Origin of the sequence: Sphingomonas mali NBRC 15500 (assembly GCF_001598415.1) — a bacterium.
Lineage (GTDB): Bacteria > Pseudomonadota > Alphaproteobacteria > Sphingomonadales > Sphingomonadaceae > Sphingomonas > Sphingomonas mali.
Genome location: NZ_BCYX01000001.1, coordinates 323,056 through 335,184, shown reverse-complemented (window position 1 = coordinate 335,184; position 12,129 = coordinate 323,056). Strand labels below are relative to the sequence as shown.

Annotated in this window: 13 protein-coding genes; 10 read left to right on the top strand and 3 right to left on the bottom strand. The window is 64.8% G+C overall.

Annotated elements, in window-relative coordinates:
- Positions 1 to 239 precede the first annotated feature (239 nt).
- Both SMA01S_RS01510 and SMA01S_RS01505 read right to left on the bottom strand, forming a co-directional pair.
- The gene (locus tag SMA01S_RS01510) at positions 240 to 1,826 is read right to left on the bottom strand and encodes a sensor histidine kinase (RefSeq protein ID WP_245649103.1); all 1,587 of its coding nucleotides are present in this window, start codon (positions 1,824 to 1,826) and stop codon (positions 240 to 242) included.
- A gap of 3 nt (positions 1,827 to 1,829) precedes the next feature.
- Entirely contained in the window at positions 1,830 to 2,033 is a 204-nt protein-coding gene (locus tag SMA01S_RS01505; protein ID WP_066816520.1) for a NepR family anti-sigma factor, read from the bottom strand.
- Positions 2,034 to 2,216: 183 nt separating this feature from the next.
- Between SMA01S_RS01505 and SMA01S_RS01500 the strand changes: the two genes are divergently transcribed.
- The 3 genes from SMA01S_RS01500 to SMA01S_RS01495 all read left to right on the top strand — a co-directional run bounded on the left by SMA01S_RS01500 (position 2,217) and on the right by SMA01S_RS01495 (position 4,114).
- The gene (locus SMA01S_RS01500; RefSeq protein ID WP_066816518.1) at positions 2,217 to 3,017 is read left to right on the top strand and encodes a response regulator; all 801 of its coding nucleotides are present in this window, start codon (positions 2,217 to 2,219) and stop codon (positions 3,015 to 3,017) included.
- Positions 3,018 to 3,173: 156 nt separating this feature from the next.
- A complete protein-coding gene (locus SMA01S_RS24765; RefSeq protein ID WP_169804158.1) occupies positions 3,174 to 3,338 on the top strand; it encodes a hypothetical protein in 165 nt (54 codons plus the stop codon).
- Positions 3,339 to 3,427: 89 nt separating this feature from the next.
- Positions 3,428 to 4,114, top strand: coding sequence for a sigma-70 family RNA polymerase sigma factor (locus tag SMA01S_RS01495; protein ID WP_066816516.1), 687 nt, complete (start codon positions 3,428 to 3,430; stop codon positions 4,112 to 4,114).
- 151 nt (positions 4,115 to 4,265) lie between these two features.
- Here SMA01S_RS01495 and SMA01S_RS24380 read toward each other — a convergent pair whose 3' ends face one another.
- Complete coding sequence (locus tag SMA01S_RS24380) at positions 4,266 to 4,439, bottom strand: hypothetical protein (RefSeq protein WP_157093732.1); 174 nt, start codon at positions 4,437 to 4,439, stop codon at positions 4,266 to 4,268.
- Positions 4,440 to 4,638: 199 nt separating this feature from the next.
- Between SMA01S_RS24380 and SMA01S_RS01490 the strand changes: the two genes are divergently transcribed.
- The 7 genes from SMA01S_RS01490 to SMA01S_RS01460 all read left to right on the top strand — a co-directional run bounded on the left by SMA01S_RS01490 (position 4,639) and on the right by SMA01S_RS01460 (position 12,100).
- Positions 4,639 to 7,320, top strand: coding sequence for a bifunctional [glutamine synthetase] adenylyltransferase/[glutamine synthetase]-adenylyl-L-tyrosine phosphorylase (locus SMA01S_RS01490; protein ID WP_066816515.1), 2,682 nt, complete (start codon positions 4,639 to 4,641; stop codon positions 7,318 to 7,320).
- Entirely contained in the window at positions 7,307 to 7,774 is a 468-nt protein-coding gene (locus tag SMA01S_RS01485; RefSeq protein WP_066816513.1) for a peroxiredoxin, read from the top strand. Before SMA01S_RS01490 ends, SMA01S_RS01485 begins: the two co-directional genes overlap by 14 nt.
- Positions 7,775 to 7,820: 46 nt before the next feature.
- Positions 7,821 to 8,627: a ferritin-like domain-containing protein gene (locus tag SMA01S_RS01480; protein WP_066816511.1), complete on the top strand. Its 807-nt coding sequence runs from the start codon at positions 7,821 to 7,823 to the stop codon at positions 8,625 to 8,627.
- A gap of 119 nt (positions 8,628 to 8,746) precedes the next feature.
- Positions 8,747 to 9,931 (top strand): M23 family metallopeptidase, encoded by a 1,185-nt coding sequence (locus SMA01S_RS01475; protein ID WP_066816507.1) that lies wholly within the window; start codon positions 8,747 to 8,749, stop codon positions 9,929 to 9,931.
- Between the two features lie 121 nt (positions 9,932 to 10,052).
- Entirely contained in the window at positions 10,053 to 10,391 is a 339-nt protein-coding gene (erpA, locus tag SMA01S_RS01470; protein ID WP_066816506.1) for an iron-sulfur cluster insertion protein ErpA, read from the top strand.
- A gap of 115 nt (positions 10,392 to 10,506) precedes the next feature.
- Positions 10,507 to 11,277, top strand: coding sequence for an exodeoxyribonuclease III (xth, locus tag SMA01S_RS01465; protein WP_066816504.1), 771 nt, complete (start codon positions 10,507 to 10,509; stop codon positions 11,275 to 11,277).
- A gap of 4 nt (positions 11,278 to 11,281) precedes the next feature.
- On the top strand, positions 11,282 to 12,100 hold the full coding sequence (locus tag SMA01S_RS01460; RefSeq protein ID WP_066816502.1) for a transporter: 819 nt from the start codon (positions 11,282 to 11,284) through the stop codon (positions 12,098 to 12,100).
- The last annotated feature ends 29 nt before the right edge of the window (positions 12,101 to 12,129 follow it).

The following is a 12,129-nucleotide window of genomic DNA, read 5'->3' as shown; positions in this document are numbered from 1 at the left end:
AACGCGCGGCTCGCCAATCGTCGAGCCGCGGCGTTGTGCCAGCGGAATTTTGGATTTGGCGATTTTCGCTGAGTTTAGACGAATTTAGGCCCGGAAGCGCCACCGGGGGGGGAGGGGTTGACGCTTCCGGGCCTATGTCGTGGATAGCGAGAGCGGGGGGGCATAAGGTCGCTATCCGAAGAACCAAACGCATCTTTTTCGAGGTGGTTCCCAAAAAAAACGTCGATCGAAAAATTATTTTAGTCGCGGCCCGTCACGACGACCGCGATCTCATAGGACCCGGTCAGCGGGTCATGGTGGAGCGGTGCGCGAAGCTGTCGCGACAGGCCCTCGATCACCCTAGCGTAACGCTGTCCCAGTGCGCCGACCAGCGCATCGCCGTCGACCAGAGAGGGTGACGTGACGCGCAGGATCGCGGTGCCGGGCGTTTCACCCTCGCGCACCGAAATGTGGATCTGCGCGTTGGGAATGACGTTGATCGCGAGTTCGATGATCTCGGTCAGCAGGAAGGCGATCGCGATCGCGATGTCCTGGGTAACCAACCAGGGTTCGACGTCGAGCAGGATCGACAGGCCGGAATTTTCGGGACTGGTCGCGCGGATGTTGGACGCGAGCTCGCCGATCACCGATCGCAGGCTCAGTCCGCGATTATCTTCCATCTCGGCGAAATGGTGGCGATGGACCACCGCCAGCGCGTCGACCCGCCGCTGGATCGAGGCATAAGCGCGCGCCGCCTCGGCCGCCTGGGCGCCGCGCGCGTGAAGGTTGATCAGGCTGGAGATGACCTGCAGATTGTTCTTCACGCGATGATGGACCTCACGCGTCAGCCGCGTCTGGCGCACCAATCCTTCGGCCAGCCCCGCCTCGTGCAGGATCAGCGTCCGGCTCAGCGACCGGAACGTCTCGCCGAGTTCGCGGATTTCCTGTGCCGGCAGCGATCGTACGACTGCGGGATCGATCACTTCGCCCGGTCGATAGGCGGCGACGCTGGCGCGCAACGTCCGCAATGGCTTGATCAACAGGCGATCGACGACGAACCAGGCAAAACCGGCGGCCGCCACCCACATCAGGATCGGAAAGATCAACGCGATCAGGATCGGCGAGGTCAGCACCTTCGTCCGCATCCGCATTTCGACCGACAGGTCGCCGATTCCCAGCGCCGCGCGGACCGGGACGTACAGGTCGAGCGGGTTTTCGCCGCCCAGCGACCGCAGCACCAGCCGGTCGGCGCTGTCGGGGCTGCTCAGCGATTCCTCATAATCGGACGCGAAGCCGGTCGGCTTGGCGATCTCCGAGAGAAATGCCGCGGGGAAAAAAGCGGCGCCGCGCACCTCGCCGCCCGGGGCAGCGATCGCCAGCACGATCCCTTTGCCGGGGACGATCCGTGAGGTCGATCCACTGGCCCGCATCTGCTCGGGCATCGCCAGCGGCAGACGCGAACCGCAGAGCAGTCGGTTCTCGCCGTCGACGATCATGAACCCGGCGCCGGTGGTCGATTGCTGCGCGAACACGCCCTGCACGCGCGCGCAACTCGGCGTATCACCGTGATCGATCGCCAAAGCCTTCATCGCGGAGGTCAGCGCGGTCATGTCGCCGACCAGCTCGATCGAGAGGTTGCGCGAGCTTTCCTGGGCGGCGACGCGCAATTGCGAGGCGGCTTCCTGCCCGGCCTGGCGCGTGGTCGACAATGTCGCGAAAAAAGCGATGACGGCGAACGGCAACAGCGCCACGCCCAGGATCAGGAAAATCTTGGCGCCGGTCGGCATGCGCGCGACTCGTGCGCCCAGCGTGCCCGCCGCTCTTTCACCAGCCGTCAGGCCGCCCATGGCCTATCCCAGCTTGCGCAGCAGATCGAGCATCTGATCGGGAACGGGCTCGCTGGCGGCGGCATGATAGACCGAGCGAAGGGCAGCGCCCATCGCCTCGTCCTTACCCTTTTTGCCCTTGTCATCCTTGTCGTCGGACTTCTTGTCCCGCTTCGACGACGGCCGGCCAGGCTGCAACGCAATCCCCCTCATATACATGCCGGCCATGCCGGAAGAGAAAATGACCCGCAAGAGGGGGTCCCGACACGACGCTTAGAATGCGCCATCATGTCTGTGAAACCAAAAACGATCTCGATTGTTCCACTAGCGAACAGAAAATTTGTCGCGTTGCATTCACCAGGCCGGCCCCCCACTAAGGTCCGGCATCCTATCGGGGAGATTGAAATCGTTATGTCGCTCGGTCAGCAGCTAGCCCCACATCTACCCTTCCTGCGTCGTTATGGGCGGGCGTTGACGGGAAGCCAGGAACATGGCGACCGCTATGTCCGCGCCACGCTCGAGGCGATCGTCGCAGCACCGGAGGAGTTTCCGCGCGACGTCGATCCGCGGCTGGGCCTGTACCGCACCTTCCAGGCAATCTGGCAGAGCGCCAATGCGGATGAGAGCGAAACGCCCGCCGGCGACAATGTCAGCGGGCAGGAAGCGATTGCGCGGGCCCGGCTGGCGCGGATGACGCCATTGTCGCGACAGGCGCTATTGTTGACGGCGATGGAAGGCTTCACCACCGAAGACGCGGCCTATCTGATCGACGTCGAGAATGATGAAGTCGAGAAGCTAGTTGCCGAAGCGCTCGCCGAGATCGAGCAGCAAACGCGCGCGCGAGTGCTGATCATCGAGGATGAGCCGATCATCGCGATGGATATCGAGACGATCGTCCGCGATTTGGGGCATGACGTCACCGGCGTCGCGGTCACGCGCGACGAGGCGGTCGCCGCGGCGATGGCCGATCGCCCCGGCCTGGTGCTCGCCGATATCCAGCTGGCCGACGACAGTTCTGGGATCGACGCGGTGAAGGACATCCTTGCCGAATTCCAGGTGCCCGTCATCTTCATCACCGCTTTCCCCGAACGCCTGCTGACCGGCGAGCGGCCCGAGCCGACCTTCCTGATCACCAAGCCGTTCCAGCGTTCGACGGTCAAGGCGGCGATCAGCCAGGCGTTGTTCTTCGACGAATCGACCGTGCCTGCCTGACGCATTCGTCGCGTTTTCGCCTGCGATCGACCCCCGGCAACATCCGAACTATGTTGCTGGGGGACGGGCTTTTGCGTGCATATTGTTGTAATTGAAAGAAATACTCAAAGTTCCATCAGTTACGGAGCCAAAACGGGATCGGTGCGTTTTGGTATCATGGCTGAACCCACTCCCTCAGAGGCGTCGGTACACACCGATGCCGAGCATGCACGGGCCGGCGCGACGCCCGGCGTCATGCGCTACGTCCTCGGCATTTCGTTGGTGCTGGCGGTGGTAATCCTGTCGGCGATCGTGTGGGGGCCGGTGCTGTTCCACCAATAATGGACCAGTCCGGCTTGGCCCTGGCGCCCATGTCACCCTATGTATCCTCCCGGTCGCGCGTTGGCGGCCCCCACGTTCGACGGAGTTCCATGAACAGCACAGAGACCGGCACCGTGGACGCCAATGGGGAAGCGATCGAGCACGTCGCCCTGTCGGATCCGGAGTTCAAGGAACAACTGGGGCAAGTGATCCCGCATCTCCGCGCGTTCGGCCGCTCCTTGTCGGGCAGCCGGGACCTCGCTGACGATTTGGTGCAGGAAACCTTACTCAAGGCATGGGCAGCGCGGCAGCGCTTTCAAGCCGGCACCAACATGCGTGCCTGGACCTTCATCATCCTGCGTAACCTGTATCTGAGTCAGATGCGTCGCGCGCGGTTCAAGGGCGAGTGGGACGATCTCGTCGCCGACCGCATCCTCGCCGCGCCCGCCAGTCAGGACAAGCATGTCGAGCTGGGCGATATGCAGCGTGCGCTGCTGCACTTGCCGCAGCCGCAACGCGAGGCGCTCATTCTGGTCGGCGCCGGCGGTTTTGCCTATGAAGAGGCTGCCGAAATCTGTCAGGTCGCGGTCGGCACGATCAAGAGCCGTGTCGCGCGCGGACGCGTCGCGCTCGAGGCGATCCTGAGCGGGGGGCAACTCACCTCGCGCCGCAATGCCCCCGATCATCCGGGGCGTACGGCGCTCGATACCATCATGGACGAGGTCGACGACCTTAGCGGAGACCATAGCCCGGCACCCGATCAGGGCGACGACGACATCGACGAGGATGAGGAATAGAGCGGCTTCGACTTAGGTCGAGGTGCGTCTAATCCGTCGCGCTTTTTTCGGAAAGCCAGCGCAACCGCTGCCCGAAAAGTTGGCAGTCTGTCGGCGAGGTTGAACGATCTTCCAGGGCCGATCGAACCGCGATCGCAGCCCCTAGCAGCCCCTAATTGTCTTTCGACAGCCGCCTCAGCAACGACGTCAGGTCGCTCGGAAGGCTTGGCGCGCCCGTGAAAATCTGGCGCAGCGCGTTGCCCACGCCATCGCTGTCGCGCGGGCGATGCACGACATGGTGACTGTCCGACTGTGTCGCCTGGCTATGCGGATCGGGCGGGCTCATGCGACATAGAACGTCGTTTGCCACGATTTGTTGCCACTTTGTTATCGGTTTCGGTTGATCTGGATCAAATTGTGCTTTTCGCGCAACGATTGGCGGACGCGAGCGAGTGCTCTAGAGTCGTTCTCAACTTGGCTGAAACAGACACTAGGGCCGATCCCGCAACCGTTCCAGCTTTTGCTGAAACCTCTAGGCAAAACCGGTGACCGCGCAGAGTTTCGTCGATGCCATTGCCAGGGCCGAAGCGCACGCGCCGTTCCTGCGCCTCGCGCTCGAACAGCAGCCCGACCTTGCCGCCCAGCTGGCGCAAGGGGTGGTGCCCGATCCGGCACCGTTCGATCCCGATCTTCCTGTCAGTGTCGCGCTGCGCCGGGCGCGGCGTCGCGAGGCGTTGATCGTCGCGATCGCTGACCTCGCCGGAGCACTCGACCTGGTTGGGGTGACCCGGCGGTTGACCGACTTCGCCGACCGCGCGCTCGACCTCGCGATCCGTACCGCGATCCGCGAGCGGGCGCCCGATGCCGACGCGAGCGGTTTCGCCGGGATCGCGCTCGGCAAACAGGGCAGCCACGAACTCAATTACTCGTCGGACATCGACCCGATCCTGTTGTTCGACCCGACGACCTTGCCGCATCGCGCGCGAGAAGAACCGGTGGAAGCGGCGGTACGGATCGCGCGGCGCGTGGTCGAACTGCTCCAGGCGCGCGATGGCGAGGGCTATGTGCTGCGCGTCGACCTGCGCCTGCGCCCGTCACCCGAGGTGACGCCGATCGCGCTGCCGGTAGACGCGGCGATTTCCTATTATGAGAGCCAGGCGCTGCCCTGGGAGCGCGCCGCCTTCATTCGCGCGCGTGCCTGCGCCGGCGACATGGCGCTCGGTCAACGCTTTCTCGACGCTATCCGCCCGTTCGTCTGGCGCCGGGCCGTCGATTTTGGCGCGGTCGGGGAGATCCGCGAAATTACCCGACGGATTCGCGACCACCACGCACAAGGCCAGGCTTTCGGGCCGGGTTTCGACCTCAAGCGCGGGCGCGGCGGCATTCGCGAGGTCGAATTCTTCACCCAGATCCACCAGCTGATCCATGGCGGCCGCGACCCGTCGCTCCGCGCCCCGGCGACGATGGACGCGCTCGACCGGCTATGCGCCGGCGGCCGCATCACGAGCGAAGAGGCACGCGCGCTGAAGTCCGCTTATGTCGCGTTGCGTACGATCGAACATCGATTGCAGATGGTCGACGATCGACAGACCCATGCGCTGCCGCGCGCGGGAGAAGCGCTCGAGGGCGTAAGCCGGTTGGCGGGGTTCGAGGATAGCGCGGGTCTGATCGCGATGCTGCGGCCGCACGTCGAACGAGTCGGGCAAATCTACGACTCGCTCGACGCTCGCGACGAGGCAGCGCTGGCCAGCGATGCCGACAGCCTGTCGGCGCAACTGGGCGCGATGGGATTCGGCGACGGCGCGAGCGCGGTCCAGATGATCGAGCGATGGCGGGGCGGATCGTATCCCGCATTGCGTAGCCCGGCCGCGCGCCAGGCGCTCGAGGCGGTCCTGCCGGGACTGATGTCGGCGCTTGGCCAGGCGCCCGATCCGCGCGCCGCGCTGGTGCAGCTCGACACGATGCTGTCGCGGTTGCCGAGCGCGATCAACTTCTTTCGCCTGATCGAGGCGCGGCCCCAATTGGGGCAATTGATGGCGACAATCCTCAGCCACGCGCCGCCGCTGGCAGGCGCGCTGAGCCGCCGGCCGGCGTTGCTCGATGGGTTGATCGATGCGACCGCGCTGGAGCCGGTAGGCGATGTCACCGCGCTTGCCGAGGAGATGCGCTCGGGTGAGGCGGGGGACGATTACGAAGCCGCTTTGCAACGCGTGCGTCTCGTCGTCGGAGAGAAACGTTTCGCGCTTGGGGCGCAATTGGTTGCCGGGACGAGCGACCCGATGGAGGTCGCGCATGGTTATGCCCTTGTCGCCGAAGCGGCGATCGAGGTCCTCGGCGCAGCGACGGTCGCCGAGTTTGCGCGCGCGCACGGTCACGTACCCGACAGCGAATTGCTTACCCTCGCGCTCGGACGGCTCGGGGGCGGCGCGCTCACGCATGCCTCCGACCTCGATCTGATCTATCTCTTCACCGGCGACTTCTCCGCCGAATCCGATGGCCCCAAGCCGCTTGGCGCGGTCCATTACTACAATCGCCTCGCGCAACGCCTGAGCGCTGCTCTGTCGGTGCCGACCGCGGCTGGCGCGTTGTACGAGATCGATACGCGACTGCGGCCCTCGGGGGCGCAAGGGCCGCTGGTCGTCTCGCTCGCGGGCTTCGCCAAATATCAGCAAGAGGATGCCTGGACCTGGGAGCATATGGCGCTGACCCGCGCGCGCGCCGTGTTCGGTTCACAGCGCGCGCGCCGGGACGTGGCCGCAGTGATCGATGCAGTGCTGAAGGCGCCCCGCGACACGGCCAAGCTCATCACCGACGCGGTCGAGATGCGTGCCGAGATGGCGCGGCACAAGCCGCCCCAGGGATCGCTCGATGCCAAGCTGTTGCCGGGCGGGCTGGTCGACCTCGAATTCGCGGTCCACGTCGCTCAATTGTCGCATCCGGGCGTCCCGATCGATCCCGATCTCGACCCGGCGATCGATATGCTCGCACGGGAAGGGATAGTTCCCGCGTCGCTTGGCGAAGATTATCGCTTCCTGACGCGAATGCTGGTGTTGCTGCGGCTGGTCGCTCCCGACAACGAACCGCCATCATCGCCGACCCGCGAGCTGATCCTGCGCTCGCTCGGCGCCGACAGCTGGGAGGCGCTGGTTGCGCGTTTCAGCGCGACCCGCCAGGAGGTTGCGCGGGTCTGGCAATCGGTAAGTGGAGAGAAGAATGGCGGGACTTGAAGTCGGCGATGCGCTGCCCGACGCGGTGCTGACGGCACCTGACGGTGCGACGATCAACCTGCGTGACTATGCCGGCAAGCCGCTGGTGCTCTATTTCTATCCCAAGGACGATACTGCCGGCTGCACGCGCGAGGCGCAGGATTTCACTGCGCTGTTGGCAGATTTCGACAAGGCTGGCGCCGCCGTGCTGGCGGTGTCGAAAGACACGCCGGCGAAGCACCGCAAGTTCGCCGACAAATATGCACTGACGGTGCCGCTCGCGAGCGATGAGGCCGGCGTGATCGAGGCGTTCGGCGCCTGGGTGTCGAAGAAGCTCTATGGTCGTGAGTATATGGGGATCGACCGCTCGACCTGGCTGTTCGATGGTTCGGGCAAGCTGGCGAAGGTGTGGCGCAAAGTGAAAGTGCCGGGACATGCCGAACAGGTCCTGGCCGCGGTTCGGGAGTTGGGGTGAGCGGGCGGGCAGTTGGCGTGACTTCACCAACAGGGTAAGCCCCCGCATGACTTCGGTCGAAACCAGCATTACCATCGCCGCAGCTTGCCGCTCGGTGCTCGAAACCGGCGATCCCATCGCCAAGGTCAAGCGCGCCCGTGCGGTCGTGCGGGCATGGCGTCGTGGCAATCTGGCGCATGACTTTGACGTCGCGATGCCCGACGGGCCGGCGCGGCCCGCCGAACCCGAACTGCTCCCGCCCAACCGCATGCCGAGGCGTGGCAAGGGAGGGTCGGAGCGCGGGCGTATCGCGCTGATCCACGCGCTCGCGCACATCGAGTTCGTCGCGATCGACCTGGCGTTCGATCTCGCGGGGCGATTCGGCAGCCATTTTCCGCGCAATTTCGTCGACGACTGGCTCTCGGTCGGCGCTGACGAGGCGATGCACTTCGCGCTGCTCGATCGCCGGCTGCGTACGCTCGGCAGCCATTATGGCGCGCTCGCGGCGCATGATGGCTTGTGGGAAGCCGCCGAAGCGACCGCGTACGACCCGCTCGCCCGGCTCGCCGTGGTGCCGATGGTGCTCGAGGCGCGAGGGCTCGACGTCACGCCGGCGACGATCGATCGCTTCCTCGCCGCAGACGACGAGGGAACCGCTCGAATCCTCAAGCGTATTCTCACCGACGAGATACGACACGTGGCGTACGGCGCGACCTGGTTTCGGACGGCATGCGAATCAACTGGAATCGCGGCTGAATCGCATTGGCGCGACCTGGTGCGGCGCCATTTCCGCGGCATGATTAAGCCGCCATTCAACGACTCAGCCCGCGAAGCTGCCGGTCTGCCCCGCGAATATTACGCGCCTCTTGCATGAAAACGACATGCTGGCACTTGTCACATTCACAAAACCGGACGCGGAGGGGCTGGGTCCGGATCAACCATCTTCATGGTCGCCGTTAATGCGGTGATCGTCGCCAGGGTCGCCGGGGACGCATGATCAAACTTACGAATTTGCAGGACGCGCTCATTCGCTGCCGCCAATTCTTCAAAACACGCGATTTCATTTTCCATGATGGCCGCGATCTTCGTCGTTTCTCGATCGCGGGACGCACGCAGGCCGCGGTTGCTGTCGCGGGCGCCATCACGCTGAGCTTCTCGGCTTATGGCGTTGCGCAGGCCGGCGTTAACGCCGTGGCGCTGTCGGGGCTCACCGGAACGCCGCTCACCTCCGAGGCGAAAGTCGCCAAGATGGAGGCGCAGGTCGCTGGCATGCAGGAGAAGATCCAACAGATCAAATATGTCGCCGATGCCCGCGCCAAGCGCGTCGAAGCACGCCAGGCGATGCTTGCCGCCGCGATCAGCGGGCAGGGCGAGGTTAAGCCGGTGGCCTATCAGCCGATCGATCCCAAGGCCGCGGCCGCGGCGGCCGATGTAGTCGCGCCGTTGACGCAGGTCGAGCACGATCAGGTCGCCTTGGCCATCAAGGCGCGGATCACCACCGAGAAGAAATATATCGCCGCGCTGCAGCGGGCCAAGGCATTGGGGATCAACCCCAACCGCTTCCAGCCGAAGAATGGTGCGATGGGCGGACCTTACGAAGCCGCCGATAGTGCCGAGGCCGCTGCTGATATGGCCGCAGATGCCCAGTTCCGCGCGCTTTTCCAGACCTGGAAGAAACTCGATACGCTGCAGGACGGACTGATCTCGATTCCGTCGGTCCAGCCGGTCAGCAACCTCAAGTTCACCAGCAATTTCGGCATCCGCAGCGATCCGTTCCGCGGTACCGCGGCGTTCCACCCGGGCGTCGACATTCCTTGCGGGACCGGCACGGCGGTCTATGCCACCGCCGACGGCACGGTCGACCGTGCAGAGCGCGCGGGCGGCTATGGCAATCTTGTCGAGCTCGATCATGGCCGCGGCATTCAGACTCGCTATGGTCACTTGTCGAAGATCCTGGTCACCGCCGGGCAGAAGGTGAAGCGCGGGCAGCTGATCGCGATGTCGGGTTCGACCGGCCGCTCGACTGGTCCGCATCTCCATTACGAGGTCCGTATCGACGGCCGCGCGGTCAATCCGATGCCGTTCCTGCAGACCGCCGATTATCTCCAGGCGATCAAGAGTCCGCAGCTCAACGCCGTTCCGGTCAGCACCGCCCCGGCGGCTGACTCGGCCGACTGATCACGAATCCAATCTCGAGGGACGCGAGAGGAGGGGCCGCTCCGGGCAACCGGGGTGGCCCTTTTTCCATGTTCGTGACTGGTATGTTGCTGAGCGGGTGGCGAGCGCCTATCTCCCTACCATGGCCACACTCGCTGCCGACATTGCGCTGACTCCCGCCGCCGCCAAGCGCGTGGCTTGGATTGCCGAGCGCCAAAGCAAGCCTGCTATCCTTCGCCTCTCGGTCGAAGGCGGCGGTTGTTCGGGCTTTCAGTATAAATTCGGCCTCGCCGAGGAGCTGGAGGACGGCGACACCGTGGTCGAGACCGATGGCGTCAAGCTGGCGGTCGACGATATGAGCCTCGATCTGGTGCGCGGCTGTTCGGTCGACTTCGTCGACACGCTCGGCGGCGCGCATTTCACGGTGGAAAATCCCAACGCGGCCTCGGGCTGTGGTTGCGGTTCGTCCTTCTCGGTGTAAGCTTTTGTCGATCACCGCACCGGCCCGCTCCCCCACCCGGCCTCCCAATTAGAATATGCTATGGGAGGCCGGGTGGGGGAGCGGGCCGGCGCCGCAATCGAAACGAAAGCACCGCGTGAAGATCGTCAGCTACAACGTCAACGGAATCAGGGCGCGGCTCGAGCGGCTGATCGAATATCTGTCCGAGCAACAGCCCGATGTGGTCTGCCTGCAGGAACTGAAAGCGGCCGATGACGGGTTCCCGATCGATGACATACGTGCGGCCGGTTACGGCGCGGTGTGGCACGGGCAAAAGGGTTTCAACGGCGTCGCGGTGCTTGCCAGGGGCAAGGACCCGGTCGAGCGCCAGCGCGGCCTTGCCGGCGATCCCGAGGATGCGCACAGCCGGTATCTGGAATGCGATGTCGACGGGCTGGTAGTGGCCTCGATCTACCTGCCCAACGGCAACCCGCAGCCAGGTCCCAAGTTCGACTACAAGCTGAAATGGATGGAACGGCTGGCCGATCGCGCGCGCGATCTGCTCGCCGAGGAAGTGCCGGTGGTGCTCGCCGGCGACTATAACGTCATCCCCAATAATGACGACACCTTCTCGGTCCGCGCCATGGCCGACGATGCGCTGATGCAGCCCGAGAGTCGCGAGCGTTATCGCACGCTGCTTGCCCAGGGCTGGACCGACAGCCTGCGCACGCGCCACCCCAAGGGCGGCGTGTGGACCTACTGGGACTATCAAGCCGGCGCATGGCAGCGCGATGCCGGCTTTCGCATCGACCATTTGCTGCTGAGCCCGGTCGCTGCCGACCGCTTGGCCGATGCCGGCGTCGACAAGGAGTATCGCGGCCGTGAAAAGGCGAGCGATCACGCCCCTACCTGGGTTCAGTTGCGCTAGGCCGATGGCGTGCGATCTCCGGAAAGCCGGCGCGACGCTTGTGCTGTTCGCGATGGCATTGCTCGTTCCCGCCGTCGCGCATGCCGACGATCAGGATCGCGATTATTGTCCCGCGCGGCCGGGGCTCGGCACGCCGGCCTGTACCATGGCGCCGGGACAGGTGTCGGTCGAAACCTCGCTCGGTGACTGGACGCTCGACAAACAAGGCAGTTATCGGACCGATACGGTGCTGATCGGCGACACATCGCTGCGGATCGGGCTGACCGATACGATCGAGGCGCAGGTGGGCTGGACGCCCTTGGGCATCGTTCGAGAACGCGTTGGCGGTACGGCCTATCGCGCGACCCGCACTGGCGACGCGACGCTCGGCCTCAAGGCCAATCTGCGCAATCCCGACGGCAGTGGACTGTCGGTCGCGGTCCAACCATTCGTGACGCTGCCGGTCGGCCGCGCGCCGATAGGGGCTGGGGATTGGGGAGCAGGTCTGATCGTGCCTGTGACTTATGATCTCTCCAAGACAGTCAACCTCGAGCTGACGCCAGAAGTCGACGCCGCGGTCGATCAGGACGGCCGAGGGCGGCATCTAGCCTATAGCGGCGTGATCGGCGTCGGCATCGCGCTCGACGACAGATTGACCTTCACGTTGGAGGATCAGCTGGTCCGAGACGAGGATCCGTCGGGCGCGACCACGCAGGACCTCGCCTCGGCCTCGCTGGCCTGGATGCCGCGCAAGACGGTGCAGCTGGATATCGGCGCGGTGGCCGGGCTCGACCGCAATGCACCCGATATCGAGCTTTATGCGGGGATCGCCCGCCGCTTTTGACGTCGGCGTAAATCGTGCCGCGAGTTTCG